Origin of the sequence: Streptomyces sp. NPDC007164 (assembly GCF_040634135.1) — a bacterium.
GTDB classification, from domain to species: domain Bacteria; phylum Actinomycetota; class Actinomycetes; order Streptomycetales; family Streptomycetaceae; genus Streptomyces; species Streptomyces sanglieri.
On the sequence record NZ_JBEYFB010000055.1, the window covers coordinates 1 to 16,987 of the forward strand.

Below are 16,987 nucleotides of genomic sequence, written 5' to 3' on the forward strand. Positions count from 1 at the left end.
GCGAGCGGACTTCTCACACCCTCGCCCGCCCCCCGCCCGCGGCTCTGTCGTACTCGGGTGTTGTTACGCGGTCAGGCAGACTTCCTGCTGTCCCGCGGGTGTACGGCGATGTTCATGGCTCCGGAGCGCAGAACCGCCAGCCTCTCGGCGAGCACTTCCTCAAGCTCCTCGCGTGTGCGCCGTTCCATGAGCATGTCCCAGTGCGTACGCGCAGGCTTGCCCTTCTTCTCCTCGGGGCCATCCCCGTCCACCAGGAGTGCCATGGCGCCGCACGCCTTGCACTCCCACTCCGGCGGAATTTCCGCCTCTACCGAGAACGGCATCTCAAATCGATGTCCGTTCTGGCATGCGTACTCCACCGCCTGGCGCGGGGCCAGATCGATGCCGCGGTCCGTCTCGTAGCTGGTAACCACGAGTCGCGTGCCGCGGAGAGCTCGCTCACTCATGAATCGTGCCTCCCGGGCTTGTCGCCCACAGGACAGGTGTCGCTGTCGTCGTCATCCGGTCAACGTCCGGTCGGCGGTAAAGATTCCCGTTGCCGGTCATGCGTCGCCCGTCGTGCCGCTGCTTTTTCAGGTTTCCCAGGGTTTCAAGTACCCAGCGATGCCCGGTTTGTCACATCTGGCGGAAGTTGTCACCCAACAGTTCGGCTTCTTCCGCTCGCAGTAACGGTCCTCCGGGCAGGCCAAAGGCGTACACTACCGGCCTTTCACTTCAACGTCTAAATCCGTTCCGGAACGGGATTGCCCGCGGCCGCCACGGCCCGCCGGACGGGCACCCTCGCGAGCAGTACGGAACCGACCACGAAGAAGATCACCAACGAGATGATCGCGTCCCGGTAGCTGCCGGTCAGCTGGTACGCGAGCCCGAACACCAGCGGCCCCAGCCAGCTCAGTCCACGGTCGCTCATCTCGTACGCGGAGAAGTACTCGGCCTCCTTGCCGCGCGGCACCAGATGGGAGAAGAGCGAGCGCGACAGCGCCTGGCTGCCGCCCAGCACCAGGCCGATCGCCGACGCCAGCGCGTAGAAGAAGACCGGCGCCCCGGAGGGGAGGAAATACCCGGCGACGAGGATCAGCGTCCAGACGACGAGCGAACCGAGGATCGTGCGCTTCGCGCCGTACACCCGGGCCAGCCGGCCCATCCCCAGGGCTCCGGCCACCGCGAGTATCTGCACCAGCAGCACCGCCGTGATCAGCGTCGTCTGGTCGAGGTCCAGCTCCTCCGAGCCGTACACCGAGGCCTGCGAGATCACCGTCTGCACGCCGTCGTTGTAGATCAGGTACGCCAGCAGGAAGGACAGCGTCAGTGGATGGCGGCGCATGTCGCGCAGGGTGGCCATCAGCTGCCGCCACCCCGAACCGACGGCCCCCTCGCCGTCCGGTGCCACGTTCCGGTCGCGCAGCCTGCGCAGCGGCACGATCGTGAAGGCACCCCACCACAGGCCCGCCGAGGCGAGACAGATCCGTACCGAGTCGGACTCGGACAGGCCGAAGGAGTCGTGGCCCGTGTACAGGACCAGGTTCAGGATCAGTACGAAGGCGCCCGAGGTGTATCCGAAGGCCCAGCCGCGCGAGGAGACCGCGTCCCGCTCCTCCGGTCCGGCGATCTGCGGCAGGTACGCGTTGTAGAGCACCATCGACACCGAGATCGCGGCGTTCGCCACGATCAGGAGGAAGGCGCCCAGCAGATAGCGGTCGCCGTCCAGGAAGAACATGCCCGCGGTCGCGACGGCTCCTGTGTAGGCGGCGGCCGCCAGCAGCGGCTTCTTGCGCCCCGTACGGTCCGCGGCGGCGCCCACGATCGGCATCAGGATCACCGCGACCACCACCGACACCGAGACCGCGTAGGCGAACAGCGATCCGGCGCGGACCGGGATGCCGAGCGGGTGCACGAAGCCGTCGGCGTCGGCGGCCGCCTTGGCCGTCGAGGTGAGATAGGGGCCGATGAAGACCGTCAGGACGCTCGTCGAATAGACGGAGCAGGCGAAGTCGTAGAAATACCAGCCGCGTTGTTCGCGTCTGCGGCTCGCGGCCTCGCCGGCATCCGCTGTCGGTTCCGTCGGCCCAGCGGTTTCCGCGGTCTCGGCGCTCAACCCGCACCCCCTCGTCTCTCCCCGTGAAGACGTCGCACGACCGGCATCAGGCCCAGGCTCCCCGCCCGCTCAACACCGTGCGCAGCGTCTCGATGTGATCGGTCATGATGCCATCCACACCGAGGTCGAGGAGCGCGGCCATCCGCTCCGGTTCGTTCACCGTCCAGACGTGCACCTGGAGCCCGCGCGAGTGGGCCTCGCGCACGAAGCGCCGGTCGACCACCCGGACGCCGTTCTGGCTCTCCGGCACCTGCGCGCAGACCGCGCCGGCCCGCAGCGCCGCCGGTATTCCATACGAGCGCAGCCGCAGGCCCAGCACGCCCCGGACGCCGTAGGAGGTGGCGAGCCGGGGGCCCGCCAGCCGGTGCGCCCTGGCGACCCGGGTCTCCGAGAAGGAGCCGACGCACACCCGGTCCCAGGCGTTCGTCCGGCTGATCAGCTCGACCAGCGGGACCAGGGCGGGCCCGGCCTTGATGTCGACGTTCCAGCGGGCACCGGGGAACGTCTCCAGCAGCTCCTCGAAGAGCGGCAGCGGTTCCCGGCCCGCCACCCGGGCCTGCCGCACCTCGCTCCACGGCAGCTCGGCTATCCGGCCGCGGGCGTCCGTCACCCGGTCCAGGGTGGCGTCGTGGAAGGCGACCAGACGGCCGTCCGACGTGGTGTGCACATCGGTCTCGAAGTAGCGGTACCCGGCGTCGGAGGCCCGGCGGAACGCGGCCGTGGTGTTCTCGATCCCGTCCGCCGCACCGCCGCGATGGGCGAAGGGGATCGTTGCGGGATGGTCCAGATAGGGGTGGCGTACTGAGGTCACTGCGGAAGTATGGCCTGCTCCGGTGTCCGGGCGGCGACGGTGGTACCGCCGTTGTCCGGCGCGGGCGCGACGTCGGCGCTCTCCCCGGCTGCGTCTTCGGCGCCGGTCCCGGTCCGGGTCTCCCTGACTTCGGCGTCGGCCCCGGCCTTCGTGACTTCGGCGTCGGCCCCGGCCTTCGTGACTTCGGCGTCGGCTCCGGTCTCCGTGACTTCGGCGTCGGTCCCCGCCTCCGTGGCCGGCTTCCCGCCGACCGCGAAGAAACGCAGGAAGAACTGGGCGAGCGGGCCGATGGCCAGTGCGTACACGACCGTGCCCGCCCCGAGGGAGCCGCCGAGTGCGAAGCCGGTCGCCACGACCGCCACCTCGATCAGCGTCCGCACCAGCCGGATGGAGCGGCCGGTACGCAGATGCAGCCCGGTCATGAGCCCGTCACGCGGACCGGGGCCGAACCGTGCCGCGATGTACAGCCCGGTGGCGACGCCGTTGACCAGGATCCCCGCGATCATCACGGCGATCCGGGCGGTGAGGCCGTGCACGTCGGGCACGAGGGCGAGCGTGCCGTCCATGGCTATGCCTATGGCGAAGACATTGGAGACCGTGCCGAGGCCCGGACGCTGCCTGATCGGGATCCACAGCAGAAGCACGGCGGCGCCGACGATGATCGCGACGACCCCGATGGACAGACCGGTGCGCTCGGCGAGCCCCTGATGCAGTACGCCCCAGGGTTCGAGCCCCAGACCGGCGCGGACCAGCAGCGCCGAACTCGCCCCGTAGAGCGCGAGACCGACGTACAGCTGGATCAGCCGTCGGGTGAGGTGCGCCCCGCGAGGGACGGCTGCGATGGACAAGGGGTGCCCCCTGGTGTGGTGGAAGTGGACTGCCGCATGTCACTCTGTGGCAGGGGATTGGCTGCCAACTATGGCCAATCCGAGGAAGGTGGACTGATTTCCATGGCTCAGTGGACTTCGGCAGTGGGCGCGGCCCAGCTCGCCCGGCAGCTCCGGGCCCAGCAGCCCCGGCCCGCCGGACCGGGTGCCCGCCGGCCGCCCGCCTATCGTGCGCTGGCCGACGGGGTCCGTCTGCTCGTCCTCGAAGGCCGGGTGCCCGTCGCCGCCAGGCTCCCCGCCGAACGTGAACTGGCGCTCGCCCTCTCCGTCAGCCGCACCACCGTCGCCGCCGCGTACGAGGCGCTGCGGACCGAGGGGTTCCTGGAGTCCCGCCGGGGAGCCGGCAGCTGGACCGCGGTGCCCGCCGGGAACCCGTTGCCCGCACGCGGCCTGGAGCCGCTGCCCCCGGAGTCGCTCGGCTCGATGATCGACCTGGGCTGCGCCTCGCTGCCCGCCCCCGAACCGTGGCTGACCCGGGCGGTCCAGGGCGCCATCGAGGAGCTCGCGCCGTACGCCCACACCCACGGCGACTACCCGGCGGGACTGCCCGCGTTGCGGCAGATGATCGCCGACCGCTACACCGGACGCGGCATCCCGACCATGCCCGAACAGATCATGGTCACCACCGGGGCGATGGGGGCGATCGACGCGATCTGCCACCTCTTCGCGGGCCGGGGCGAGCGGATCGCGGTGGAGTCCCCGAGCTACGCCAACATCCTGCAGCTGATGCGGGAAGCGGGCGCCCGGCTGGTGCCGGTGGCGATGGAGGAGGGGCTCGGCGGCTGGGACATGAACCGGTGGCGCCAGGTGCTCCGGGACGCGGCACCGCGGCTCGCCTATGTCGTCGCCGACTTCCACAATCCCACCGGCGCGCTGGCCGGCGAGGACCAGCGGCGCGAGCTGGTGGACGCGGCCCGCTCCGCCGGCACGGTCCTGGTCGTCGACGAGACCATGAACGAGCTCTGCCTCGACCCCGACGTACGGATGCCGCGCCGGGTCTGCGCCTTCGATCCGGCGGGCTCCACCGTGATCACCGTCGGATCGGCGAGCAAGGCATTCTGGGCGGGCATGCGGATCGGCTGGGTGCGCGCCGCCCCGGACGTGATCCGCAGTCTGGTGGCCGCCCGCGCCTACGCCGACATGGGCACGCCGGTCCTCGAACAGCTCGCCGTGAACTGGCTGATGCGCACCGGCGGCTGGGAGGAGGCCGTGCAGGTCCGGCGCGACCAGGCGCGGGAGAACCGGGACGCGCTCGTCGCCGCGGTCCGCCGGGAGCTGCCCGACTGGGAGTTCTCGGTGCCGTGCGGCGGCCTGACGCTCTGGGTGCGGACCGGCGGCCTCTCCGGCTCCCGGCTGGCGGTGGCCGGGGAGCGGGTCGGGGTCCGGGTTCCGTCCGGCCCCCGGTTCGGGGTCGACGGCGCCTTCGAGGGGTACGTACGGCTGCCGTTCACGGTCTCGGGTCCGGTCGCGGACGAGGCGGCGGTACGGCTCGCGGCGGCGGCGCAGCTGGTCGGCTCGGGGGCGGGCGCGGGGATCGAGGCGCCGCGTACGTTCGTCGCCTGATCCGGCGCCCGGCGGGACAGAAAGGGGTGCGGGGTGACCGGTCGGTCACCCCGCACCCCTTTGTGCCGCTCCGATCAGTCGCCGAGCGTCAGGCCCTCGACGGCCACGGCCGCGGTCACGGTGCGCGGCGGCGCCGGCTCGGGGACGCCCGTCCCGTCCGGCACGGCCGCCCCGACCGGTGCCTGCCGCTCGGGGAGCAGCCCGAGCACCGCCTGCCGCTGTGCCTCGCCGGTCGCCTCGTCGTACGGATCGGGCGTGGCCGGAACCTGGAGCCGGAGCACCGGAGCGGTGCCGAGCCGGGCGTAGCCGCGGCCGGGCGGGACGTCGGGGGCGGGGGTGGTGTGCGGCTCGGTGCCGAGGACCGACTCCGCATGTTCCCGGGAGCAGTGGCCGAGCACCACCCGGGCCCGGCAGTGCGTGCGTACGGTCTCGCCGAGGGTGTCCAGGCCGTCGAACTGGTCGGACAGGACGACGATGACATTGGCCGCCCGGCCGTGCCGCAGCGGCACCTGGAGCAGCTCCTGGGGATCCGCTCCGCCGTCGACGGCGGCCAGGTGGCCGAGGGCGCTGGGGCGGTCCAGCAGGATCCACAGCGGGCGCTTGGTGTCCTGCGGCACGGGATGGCCGGACTGCCGGGCCCGGTTCGTGGCGATCAGCCGCCGCTCCGTCTCGTGGGCGGCCCACTCCAGGGTGGCCAGTGCGCCGGCCGGCCCGCACTCCACGGCCAGCACGCCGTCGCGCCCGGTCAGGAACGCGTACTCGCCGGTTCCGCTGCCGTCGACGATCAGGATGTCGCCGTGCTGGAGCGCCTGGAGGGCGATGGAGCGCAGCAGGGTGGTGGTGCCGCTGCCGGGCTGCCCGATCACCAGCAGATGGGGTTCGGTGGAGCGGGCGCCGGTCCGCCAGACGACCGGGGAGGCGTCGCGGGTGGCGTCGCCGTCGTGCACCGGGACCGTGCGCTGCACCGCGTCGCCGTCGGTGAAGCCCAGTACGGTCTCGCCGGGGGCGGTGACGAACCGCTGGGCGCCGATCGAGGTGGGCAGGGCGCCGAGGACGCTCATGACGAGCTGGTTGCCCTCCTCGTCCCAGGCGAAGTGGTACTCGCGGCCGCGTCCGGACTTGGCGTGCAGCAGCTGCTCGATCCGGGCCCGGGAGGCGGCCTCGCTGTCGGTGAAATAGGCGGGATATGTCACCTGGAGGCGGGTCAGCCGCCCGTCGGCGTCGAATTCGTAGCCGCTGAAGGCCTTCTCCCAGTCGCCGCCGTGGCAGAACAGCGGACCTGGGTCGTCGGCCACCGAGAAGTACGGCACGAGCGCCTCGTACAGGGACCGCAGCCGCGCGGTCTCCGCCTCGTCCGGGCCGGTCTTCACCGGGGTCCGCTCCCGCCCCGCCCAGGCGGCGGCGCCCATCACCGTGACCAGGGCGATCAGGCCCCCGTACGGCATGAGTGCGAACGCGAGGACGCAGGCCGCGACGATGAACAGCGCGGGGCCACGCCTGTCCTTGGGCGTCGCGGCCCACTTCTGCCGTCCGGCTGCGGCCAGCAGCCGCAGACCACGGGTGATCGTGATCAGCGGATGGAGGACGTCCGTGGCGTTGTCGGCGGCCGTGCGCGCGAACTCGCGACTGCGAGTGATCGAAGCGCTGCCGCTGCTCAGAATGCGGGGGAGTGGTCGCCGGGCCACGTCGGTCTCCTGAAGGGGTGGGAGCGGTCGCGGAGGGTCAGAACTTGATCCCGCCCAGGAGGCCGGCGAGACTCGCGCCGCCTGCGGTGATGCTCGGTGCGATGGCGGTGCCTGCCAGATAGAAGCCGAACAGGGCGGTGACGAGGGCGTGCGAGGCCTTGAGGCCGTCCTTCCTGAAGAACAGGAAGACGATGATGCCGAGGATGACGACGCCTGACATGGACAGGATCATGAGTGGTTCTCCTGGTTGGGGGGACGGTCACCATGAGTCCTTCCAGGTTCACCGGAAGTATCCATACGATAAAAGCTGCATTCGGGTGAAAAGTCATTATTTTCACTTGAATGGCCGCCCGTGCGGTCCCGGTGGGGCGGTACATCCGGTGTCGCGTACTGTTCCGGCGCACCATTCGTGATCCTCTGCCACGGGTGGACCGGGTCATGTGCCCGGCCGGGCAGTACCCTGTCGATTCACTCGTACGGCCCCCACGGCGTACGCCCCGGCAGGTCGACAGCGGTGAAACCGGTTGATGGAAGGCGGTCCGTCCGATGAGCGAAACACCCGATCCCGAGGTGGTCGAGCTGGCGACGAAGGTCTTCGACCTCGCTCGCCGCGGTGAGACCGAGGCGCTCGCCGCGTACGTCGACGCGGGTGTCCCCGCGAACCTCACCAACGACCGGGGCGATTCGCTGCTGATGCTCGCCGCGTACCACGGTCACGCCGCCGCGGTCACGGCGCTCGTCGGCCGGGGCGCCGACCCGGACCGGGCCAACGACCGCGGCCAGACGCCGCTCGCCGGGGCCGTTTTCAAGGGCGAGGACGGGGTCGTCGAGGCGCTGCTCTCCGCGGGGGCCGATCCGGCCGCCGGAACGCCCTCCGCCGTCGACACGGCCCGCATGTTCGGCAAGGCCGACCTGCTGGAACTCTTCGGTTCCCGCTGACCGGGTACGCCGTAAATGTGGTCGCGGTGGCGAAATGGCTGGGTCATCATGACGTCGCGGGCCCGGCTCCGGGCCACCGACGAGAGGCAGAGGAAGATGGTCTACACCAAGCAGAAGACGGCGGTCGGCCGATCATGTTGCTGCGCGGCGTAGTGCCCACCCGGCACTTGGAACTGCACAGTCCCGGTTGCGTCGACAGCTTGATGTGAGGCTTTTTCCATGTTTGATCCGTTCATAGCGCCGAGCGGCACCCTGCTCGGCCTGCTGCAGAGGGGCCGTGGCGACGGCACGCTCCACGCGCTCGCCGCACCACGCCCCGAGGCCCTGGCGGCTCTCAACCACTGTGTCCTGAGCGATCCGCGTCACGACTGGCAGGTGGAGAACCGCTCCCTCTACTACGCACGCCTCTATCTCGACCTCGACGGCGGCATCGAAGAGATCGAACGGCACCTGTGCGATCCCGACGACCACCTCGACACCGACGACTCGCGCACCGGGCTGGCCCTCGCCGTGCTCGGCCACCTCGCCTCGTACGGACGCGGCGACGCCCTGGCCCTGCTGCGGCGGTATGCCGCGACCGGCGCCAACTGGGCCTGGGCCCTCGACGAACTCGCCCTGCGCGACGACGACGCGGGACTCCGCTCCCTCGCCGTACCCGTGCTCGGCCGTTTCCCGGCCACCGAGGAGGGCGCGGCAGAGCTGGCCGCCGCCGTACGGGACGCCTACGAGCCCCGCCCCTGGCGGCTCTGGGCGGACGACCCGCGCGACGAGGTCGGCACCAGGATCCGAGCCGCCTCGGAACAGGGCTCGTTCGACCGCTGGCAGCGCCAGATGCGCCCCGGCGGCCCCCGCCCGGGGTGGAGCGTCCAGGCGGTCTTCGACTGGGCCCAACAGGGGCTCGAACGCGGCAGCACCCTCCATGTGCCGGCCGCCCGCTGTCTCACCGCCGTCGCGGGCCCCGAGGACCGGCCCACGATCGTCGAGGCCGCCCGCAGCGGCCCCGACGGCGCACGCTGCGCCGCCCTGCACTACCTGGCCGAGGCCAGGGACCCGGCCGTGCTCGACCTGATCGAGGCCGCAGCCGTCAGCGCCTCGCGCACCGTCGCCGACGCGGCCGTCGCCGCCTTCGAGCGGATGTGCGGCGACGCGGCGGTGGACCGCGCCAGGAACTGGGCCCGGCGGCCCGACGCGCTCGGCGCCTCGGCGGCCGGGGTGCTCGCCTGCCGTGGCGGCGCCCAGGACGCCTCCCTGGTCCTCGGCGCACTCCGCGAGGCCGTACGGGGCGACGGACCGGACGCACCACGGCTGTGGACCCTCGTCGACGGCGCGGGACGGCTGGGCATCGGCTGTGCCGCTCCCGTACTGCGGCACATCTACCGGGAGACGTCCTCGTCGCATCTGCGCGGCCGGGCGGCCCGCGCCCTGGCCGCCACCGACCCCTCCTTCGCCACCGGCTTCGCCGTCGAGTGCCTGTGGGACTGCGAGGAGACCACCCGCGAGGTCGCCGCACTCCACGCGGAGACCGGCGACATCAGGGTCGCCGAACGGCTCCGCCGCCTCGCCGCCGACCCGGCCGAGGAGGCCGAGGTGCAGACGGCGGTACGCAGCAGGATCGGGCCCGACACCCCGGCGGCCTGACCCGGACGGTACAGCGACGCGCGTCGGGGGCGCGCGGCGCGAACGGGCGGGCGGGGCCACGCGTCCCGGCTCAAACGCTCATGGGACGTTCCCTGGGCGGAAAGATCCAAGTCGGCCCGGTCACGCCCGGCGTGGCGACAACACGAGCATGCGTGTCGTCATCGTCACCGAATCCTTCCCGCCCGATGTCAACGGCGTGGCCCACTGCACCCTGCAGACGGCCCGTCATCTCGTCGCCCGCGGCCACGAGCCGCTCGTCATGGCCCCGGCCCCGGCCGGTACGACGACCGCGTCCCGCCGCGACCCCTCCGACACCACCGAAGCCGATGCCCCCTGCCCCGTGGTGCGCGTCCCGTCCCTCCCGCTGCCCGGCTACCCACAGGTCCGGATCGCGCTCCCCGGCAGGCGGCTGACCGCCGCACTCACCGCCCACCGCGCCGAACTCGTCCATCTCGCCGGGCCGTTCGTGCTCGGCGCACGGGGTATGGCCGCCGCCGCCCGGCTCGGGCTGCCGGCCGTGGCCGTCTACCAGACCGATCTGGCCGGCTACGCACGCACCTACCTGGGCACCGGCGAGAACACCGCCTGGCGCCGGATGCGCGCCGTGCACAGCGCAGCCGACCGCACCCTCGCCCCGTCCACCGCCGCCCTGCGCGACCTCGTCGGACACGGCGTGCCCCGGGTGCGGCTCTGGCCACGAGGCGTCGACACCGCACGGTTCCGGCCCGCGCTGCGGGACGAGCCGCTGCGCCACCGGCTCGCGCCCGGCGGCGAGACGATCGTCGGATACGTCGGGCGGCTCGCCCCCGAGAAGCACGTCGAACTCCTCGCCGGGGCCTGCGCGATGCCCGGCGTCCGGGTCGTGGTCGTCGGGGACGGACCCAGCGAAGCCTCGCTGCGGACCGCCCTGCCCGGCGCGGTCTTCCTCGGCCGCCGGACCGGCGACGACCTCGCCCGGGTCTTCGCCTCACTGGACGTGTTCGTGCACACCGGACCGTACGAGACGTTCTGCCAGACGGTGCAGGAGGCCATGGCCTGCGCACTGCCGGTGGTCGTCCCGGCGGCGGGCGGACCGCTCGACCTCGTCGACCACGGGCGCACCGGGCTGCTCGTCCCCCCGCTCGACGCCCGCGCCGTGGCGGACGCGGTCGGCGCACTCGCGGCCGACCCCGCACGCGCCGCCGCCTACGGCGCCACCGGCCGGGCCACGGTCGAGGGACGGACCTGGCAGGCGGTGGGCGATCAACTCCTGGACCACTACGACGAGGTGCTCCGCGACCGCACGGCGGTGGCGGCATGAACGGCCGCGGAGAGCGAATGGTCATCGTCCGGCTGGCGAACTTCATCACCCCGTCGTCCGGCGGGCTGCGCACCGCCCTGCACGAACTCGGCCGCGGCTACCTCGCCGCCGGCCACGAACCCGTACTCGTCGTCCCCGGCAGCGGACCCGGCGACGAGCGTACGGAACAGGGGCGGGTGATCACGCTCCCCGGACCGGTCCTGCCGGGCAGCGGCGGCTACCGCGTACTGGCCGGCCGGAACCGGCTCCGCCCCCTCCTGGAGACGTTGCGGCCCGACCGGCTGGAGGTCTCCGACCGGACCACGCTGCGCTGGACCGGCGAATGGGCGCGCCGTGCCAGGGTGCCCGCCGTGATGGTCTCCCACGAGACCGCCGACGGAGTGCTGCGCACCTGGGGCCTCCCGGCCGGTGCGGCCGGGCGCGCCGCCGACCGCCTCAACGCCCGCAGCGCCCACGCCTACACCCGGATCGTCTGCACCACGCAATGGGCGGAACGTGAGTTCCGGCGCATCGGCGCCCGCAATGTGGTGCGGGCACCGCTCGGCGTGGACCTGCGGCGCTGCCGTCCGCAACGCCGCAGCACGGTGCTGCGCGTCAGGCACCTGCACGGCCGGGACATGCTGATCCTGCTGTGTTCACGGCTCTCGGTCGAGAAGCGCCCCGGCCGGGCCCTGGAGACCCTCGCCGCGCTGCGGTGTCGGGGTGTGCGGGCGGCGCTGGTCGTCGCGGGCGACGGACCGCTGCGTGCGGGCCTGGAGGCCAGGGCGCGGGCACAGCGGCTGCCGGTCGAATTCCTGGGCCATGTGCGGGACCGGGAGACCCTGGCCGATCTGCAGGCGGCGGCCGACATCTGCCTGGCGCCCGGTCCCGCCGAGACGTTCGGCCTGTCGGCCCTGGAGGCACTGGCGTGCGGAACCCCGGTGGTGGTGAGCGCGAGCTTCGCGCTCCCGGAGGTGATCGGCGGCGCCGGAGCGGCCGCCGAGGACACCGGCGAGGCGTTCGCCGCCGCCGTACGCGAACTGCTCGGCCGCCCGGCGGACGAGCGCCGCGCCGCCGCCGGAGCACGCGCCGAACTCTTCGGCTGGGACCGCTCGGTGGCCGCCTTCCTGGCCGCCCACGAGGTGCCGGACCGGGGCGGGATCCGCGAGGTGCGGGCATGACGGGCGGGGCGAGTACGCAGGGAGAGGCGGGTGTGCCGGGCGGGGCGGAGGAGGAAGGCGTGGCGGGTGTGCCGGGTGGGGCGGAGGAGGAAGGCGTGGCGGGTGTGCCGGGTGGGGCGGAGGAGGAAGGCGTGGCGGGTCTGCCGGGAGAGGCAGGCCTGGTGGGCCGGCCGGGGGACACTGGCACGGCGGGTGTGCCGGACCGGGGCGGGCTCGACGGCCGCCCCGGTGCCGCGCGGCGCCCGCGAGTTGTGCGCGACGGGACCACCGGACCCGTCCCCGGTGCGGTTCGCCGCGCTGGGGGACTCGTTCACCGAAGGGGTCGGCGACCCCGTCCCCGGTGGCCTGCGGGGCTGGGCGGCGCTGCTCGCGGAGGGGGTCGCGGACGGACGGCGGGGCGTGGAGTTCCGCAACTTCGCCGTGAGCGGTGCGCAGTCCGGTGACGTCCGGGACCGGCAGGCGGCGGCCGCAGCCGCGTTCCGGCCGCACCTCGCCTCCGTCGTCGTCGGCGTCAACGACACCCTGCGCCGCACCTTCGACCTGCTGCTCCTCGCCCGGCGCCTGGACGAGGTCTGCGCACTGCCGGCCGGGGGCGGCGCCGTGCTCCTGACCGTCTGCCTGCCCGGCCCCGGCGCGGTGCTCGGGCTCCCCGCACCGCTGGGCAGACCCCTGGCCCGGCGACAGGCCGCGGTGAACGCCGTGGTCCACGCCCTGTCCGAACGCTACGGCGCAGTCCATCTGCACATGGCGGACCGGGCCTGGGTCGAGGACCGCTCGCTGTGGAGCCCCGACCGGCTCCACCCGGCCGAACGCGGACACCGTACGGGTCGCGGCGGGCTTCCACCGGCTGCTGGCCGCCCGGGGGCTGGCGCTCGGCGCCGCCCCCGGGCTCGACCCCCGCCGACCGCTCCCGGGCCGCCTCGACTTCTGGCTCCGGCTGGTCACCGCGGGCACCAGCCGGCTGGCCCGCCGGAGCACCGATCTGCTGCCCCAACTGCTCTGCCCGGCCGGAGCGGAGCTGCGGCACGGGGCGTGCGGCACCGGCGCCCGCCTCGCCCGACGGGCCGAGGAGGCCCTGCGGCGCGCACTGGCCGCCGTACAGCCGGCCGCCGTGCAGCACTCGGCCACCGTACAGCCGGCCGACGCCCGGACGGTGGGGGCACGGGCCGCGCCGTCCGGGCCGTCGGCCGCGCCGCGGGTCAGTATGGAGGGATGACGGGACGCTGGGAGTTCTGGATCGACCGGGGCGGGACGTTCACCGATGTCGTGGGCCGGGATCCGGACGGGCACCTGGTCACCCGCAAGCTGCTTTCCCACGACCCGGACCGCTACCGCGACGCCGCCGTGGCCGGAATCCGGGCGCTGCTCGGCCTCGGCCCCGCCGACCCGGTCCCCGCCGACCGGGTCGCCGCGGTGCGGATCGGTACCACGGTCGCCACCAACGCCCTGCTGGAGCGGCGCGGCGAGCCGACCGTCCTGGTCATCACGGAGGGCTTCCGGGACGCCCTGCGCATCGCGTACCAGAACCGGCCCAGGCTCTTCGACCGCCGCATCCTGCTGCCCGAGGCCGTCTACGAGCGGGTGATCGAGGTCCCCGAGCGCGTCGACGCCCGGGGCCGGGTCGTCACACCGCTGGACCGGGAGGCGGTCACCGAGCGGCTGCGCGCCGCCCACGCCGACGGACTGCGCAGCGCGGCCGTCGTCCTGATGCACGGCTACCGCCACCCCGCACACGAGAGCGCCGTGGCCGACGCCGCCCGCGCGGCGGGCTTCACCCAGGTCAGCTGCTCGCACGAGGTGAGCCCGCTGATCAAGCTGGTGCCGCGCGGCGACACCACCGTCGTCGACGCCTATCTCTCGCCGATCCTGCGCCGGTACGTCGACGAGATCGCCGGTGAACTGAAGGGCATCCGGCTGATGTTCATGCAGTCCAACGGCGGACTGCGCGAAGCCTCCCACTTCCGGGGCAAGGACGCGGTGCTCTCCGGCCCCGCCGGCGGCGTGGTGGGCATGGCCCGCACCTCCGAACAGGCCGGATTCGACCGGGTCATCGGCTTCGACATGGGCGGCACGTCCACGGACGTCTCGCACTACGCGGGCGGGTTCGAACGCGAACTCGGCACCCAGGTCGCCGGGGTACGGATGCGCGCCCCGATGATGAGCATCCACACCGTCGCGGCCGGCGGCGGCTCGGTCCTGCACTTCGACGGCCGGCGCTACCGGGTCGGCCCCGACTCCGCGGGCGCGATCCCAGGCCCGGCCTGCTACCGCCGCGGCGGCCCGCTGACCGTCACCGACGCCAATGTGATGCTCGGCCGGATCCAGCCCGCGCACTTCCCGGCCGTGTTCGGACCGGACGGAGACCTCCCGCTCGACGCGGACCTGGTCCGCGAACGCTTCGACGCGCTCGCCGACGACGTGGCGCGCGCCACCGGAACCCGGCGCACGGCCGCCGGGACCGCCGCCGGCTTCCTGGAGATCGCCGTGCTCAACATGGCGAACGCGGTCAAGAAGATCTCCGTGCAGCGGGGGCACGACATCACCCGCTACGCCCTGACCGGCTTCGGCGGCGCCGGCGGCCAGCACGTCTGCGCCGTCGCCGACTCCCTGGGCATCGACACGGTTCTCGTACCGCCGCTGGCGGGTGTGCTGTCCGCGTACGGAATCGGCCTCGCCGACGCCACCGCGATGCGCGAGCAGTCGGTGGAGGCGGAACTGGACGAGGCGACCCGGACCGCGGTCGGTGAACTCTGCGACGAACTGGCCGCCCGGACCCGCGCCGAACTGCGCGCCGACGCCGTCCCCGACAGCGCGATCAGCACACACGCCCGGGTACTGCTGCGCTACGCCGGTACGGATTCCGGCCTGCCCGTCGACCTGGACACCCCATCCGCCATGACCTCGGCGTTCACCGCCGAGCACCGCGCACGGTACGCGTTCACCATGGACAAACCCCTGGTCGTCGAGGCGGTCTCGGTCGAGGCGACCGGAACGGCGGGCCGGCACCGGCCACTCCGGGCCGACCGCACACCCCGCCCCGGCACCCGGCCCCGACCGCACGACACCGTACGGATGTTCGCCGACGGCCGATGGCAGGACACCGCGCTCCACCGCCGCACGGACCTCCGGCCCGCGGACACCGTGACCGGCCCCGCCGTGATCGCCGAGGCGGACGCCACCACCGTCGTCGACCCCGGCTGGCAGGCCGTGCTCGACGACACCGGCCATCTGGTGCTCACCAGGGTCCGCCCGCGCCCGGACCGTACCGCCGTCGGCACCCGCGTCGACCCCGTCATGCTGGAGGTCTTCAACAACCTCTTCATGTCGATCGCCGAGCAGATGGGCGTGCGCCTGGAGAACACGGCGCACTCCGTCAACATCAAGGAGCGGCTCGACTTCTCCTGCGCGCTCTTCGACGCGGACGGCAATCTGATCGCCAACGCCCCGCACATCCCCGTCCACCTCGGCTCGATGGGGGAGTCCATCAAGGAGGTGCTGCGGCGCAACGGTGACACGATGCGGCCCGGCGACGTGTACGCCATCAACGATCCGTACCACGGCGGAACCCACCTGCCCGACGTGACCGTGGTGACACCGGTGTTCGACACGACCGGCGGTGAACGTCCGCGGCTGCGCTTCCTCGTGGCGTCGCGCGGACACCACGCCGAGATCGGCGGCATCACCCCCGGCTCCATGCCGGCCTTCAGCCGCACCATCCACGAGGAGGGGGTGCTGTTCGACAACCGGCTGCTGGTGCGCGACGGCAGGTTCCGCGAGGACGAGACGCGCGAACTTCTCACCACGGCCGCGTACCCCTCCCGCGACCCGGAGGCCAACCTTGCCGACCTGCGCGCCCAGATCGCCGCGAACGAGAAGGGCATCGCCGAACTCCGGCGCATGACCGAACAGTTCGGGACCGACGCCGTGGACGCCTACATGCGGCACGTACAGGACAACGCCGAGGAGTCCGTCCGCCGGATCATCGCCGAACTGCACGACGGCGCCTACCGCTACGAGACCGACAACGGCGCGGTCATCGAGGTCGCCCTCACCGTGGACCGGGCCGCCCGCGGCGCGGTCGTCGACTTCACCGGCACCTCACCCCAGCAGCCGGGCAACTTCAACGCGCCGAAATCCGTGGTCATGGCGGCCGTGCTCTACGTCTTCCGGACCCTGGTCGACGACGACATCCCCCTCAACAGCGGCTGCCTGAAACCCGTGGAGGTCCGCATCCCGGAAGGCTCCATGCTGGCGCCCGTCCACCCCGCGGCCACCGTCGCGGGAAACGTCGAGACGTCCCAGGCCGTCACCGGCGCCCTTTACGCGGCCCTCGGCATCCAGGCCGAGGGCTCGGGCACCATGAACAACCTCACCTTCGGCAACGAACGGGTCCAGTACTACGAGACCGTGGCGAGCGGCTCCGGCGCGGGCGACGGTTTCGACGGCGCCGACGCCGTACAGACCCACATGACCAACTCCCGCCTCACCGACCCCGAAGTCCTCGAATGGCGCTACCCCGTCCTGCTGGAGAGCTTCCGGGTACGCGACGGCAGCGGCGGCGACGGACGCTGGCACGGCGGCCGCGGCGTGGAGCGGCGCATCCGCTTCCTGGAACCCGTCACCGTCGCGCTCCTCTCCGGCCACCGCCGGGTCCGCCCGTACGGAATGGCGGGTGGCGGACCCGGCGCACCGGGCGACCAGCACATCGAGCACCCGGACGGCCGGGCACCCACCCCGCTGCGCGGCTGCGACACGGCCGAGCTGGAACCCGGGGACGTACTGGTGCTCCGGACACCGGGCGGCGGGGGCTACGGAACCCCGGAGCCGGACCACGACGACCGTACGGAACGCACCGGCTGACGCGGGCCCCCGCCCTGATCGAACGGCGGGCCTCAACGACGGCCTCAAC

11 protein-coding genes and 2 pseudogenes are annotated in these 16,987 nt (G+C 73.0%); 7 read left to right on the forward strand and 6 right to left on the reverse strand.

Going from position 1 to position 16,987, the window contains the following annotated elements:
* Positions 1-71: 71 nt before the first annotated feature.
* From ABZ622_RS36320 to ABZ622_RS36335, 4 genes and pseudogenes are all read right to left on the reverse strand, one after another.
* Positions 72-446, reverse strand: coding sequence for an RNA polymerase-binding protein RbpA (locus ABZ622_RS36320; RefSeq protein WP_007262928.1), 375 nt, complete (start codon positions 444-446; stop codon positions 72-74).
* Positions 447-721: 275 nt separating this feature from the next.
* Positions 722-2,095 (reverse strand): MFS transporter, encoded by a 1,374-nt coding sequence (locus tag ABZ622_RS36325; RefSeq protein ID WP_360550750.1) that lies wholly within the window; start codon positions 2,093-2,095, stop codon positions 722-724.
* Between the two features lie 46 nt (positions 2,096-2,141).
* Positions 2,142-2,906, reverse strand: a complete 765-nt coding sequence (locus ABZ622_RS36330; RefSeq protein WP_360550752.1) for a glycerophosphodiester phosphodiesterase — start codon at positions 2,904-2,906, stop codon at positions 2,142-2,144.
* 242 nt (positions 2,907-3,148) lie between these two features.
* Positions 3,149-3,754 (reverse strand): annotated as a pseudogene (locus ABZ622_RS36335) (hypothetical protein); the annotation flags it as partial.
* 102 nt (positions 3,755-3,856) lie between these two features.
* On the opposite strand from ABZ622_RS36335, the gene ABZ622_RS36340 reads away from it, so the two are divergent.
* Positions 3,857-5,356: a PLP-dependent aminotransferase family protein gene (locus ABZ622_RS36340; protein ID WP_360550754.1), complete on the forward strand. Its 1,500-nt coding sequence runs from the start codon at positions 3,857-3,859 to the stop codon at positions 5,354-5,356.
* A 74-nt stretch (positions 5,357-5,430) separates the two neighbouring features.
* On the opposite strand, the gene ABZ622_RS36345 is transcribed toward ABZ622_RS36340, so the two are convergent.
* Together ABZ622_RS36345 and ABZ622_RS36350 are read right to left on the reverse strand one after the other, a co-directional pair.
* Positions 5,431-7,041, reverse strand: coding sequence for a hypothetical protein (locus ABZ622_RS36345; protein ID WP_360550756.1), 1,611 nt, complete (start codon positions 7,039-7,041; stop codon positions 5,431-5,433).
* Between the two features lie 37 nt (positions 7,042-7,078).
* Complete coding sequence (locus ABZ622_RS36350; RefSeq protein WP_018103962.1) at positions 7,079-7,273, reverse strand: hypothetical protein; 195 nt, start codon at positions 7,271-7,273, stop codon at positions 7,079-7,081.
* 314 nt (positions 7,274-7,587) lie between these two features.
* On the opposite strand from ABZ622_RS36350, the gene ABZ622_RS36355 reads away from it, so the two are divergent.
* From ABZ622_RS36355 to ABZ622_RS36380, 6 genes and pseudogenes are all read left to right on the forward strand, one after another.
* Complete coding sequence (locus ABZ622_RS36355; RefSeq protein WP_360550758.1) at positions 7,588-7,980, forward strand: ankyrin repeat domain-containing protein; 393 nt, start codon at positions 7,588-7,590, stop codon at positions 7,978-7,980.
* 219 nt (positions 7,981-8,199) lie between these two features.
* Positions 8,200-9,618, forward strand: coding sequence for a HEAT repeat domain-containing protein (locus ABZ622_RS36360; RefSeq protein WP_360550760.1), 1,419 nt, complete (start codon positions 8,200-8,202; stop codon positions 9,616-9,618).
* 148 nt (positions 9,619-9,766) lie between these two features.
* Positions 9,767-10,918 carry a glycosyltransferase family 1 protein gene (locus ABZ622_RS36365; protein ID WP_360550762.1) on the forward strand — a complete coding sequence of 384 codons (1,152 nt, stop codon included), beginning with the start codon at positions 9,767-9,769 and terminating at the stop codon, positions 10,916-10,918.
* On the forward strand, positions 10,915-12,078 hold the full coding sequence (locus tag ABZ622_RS36370) for a glycosyltransferase (RefSeq protein ID WP_360550764.1): 1,164 nt from the start codon (positions 10,915-10,917) through the stop codon (positions 12,076-12,078). Before ABZ622_RS36365 ends, ABZ622_RS36370 begins: the two co-directional genes overlap by 4 nt.
* Before the next feature lie 282 nt (positions 12,079-12,360).
* Positions 12,361-12,840 (forward strand): annotated as a pseudogene (locus ABZ622_RS36375) (SGNH/GDSL hydrolase family protein); the annotation flags it as partial.
* Between the two features lie 450 nt (positions 12,841-13,290).
* The gene (locus ABZ622_RS36380; RefSeq protein ID WP_360550796.1) at positions 13,291-16,938 is read left to right on the forward strand and encodes a hydantoinase B/oxoprolinase family protein; all 3,648 of its coding nucleotides are present in this window, start codon (positions 13,291-13,293) and stop codon (positions 16,936-16,938) included.
* The last annotated feature ends 49 nt before the right edge of the window (positions 16,939-16,987 follow it).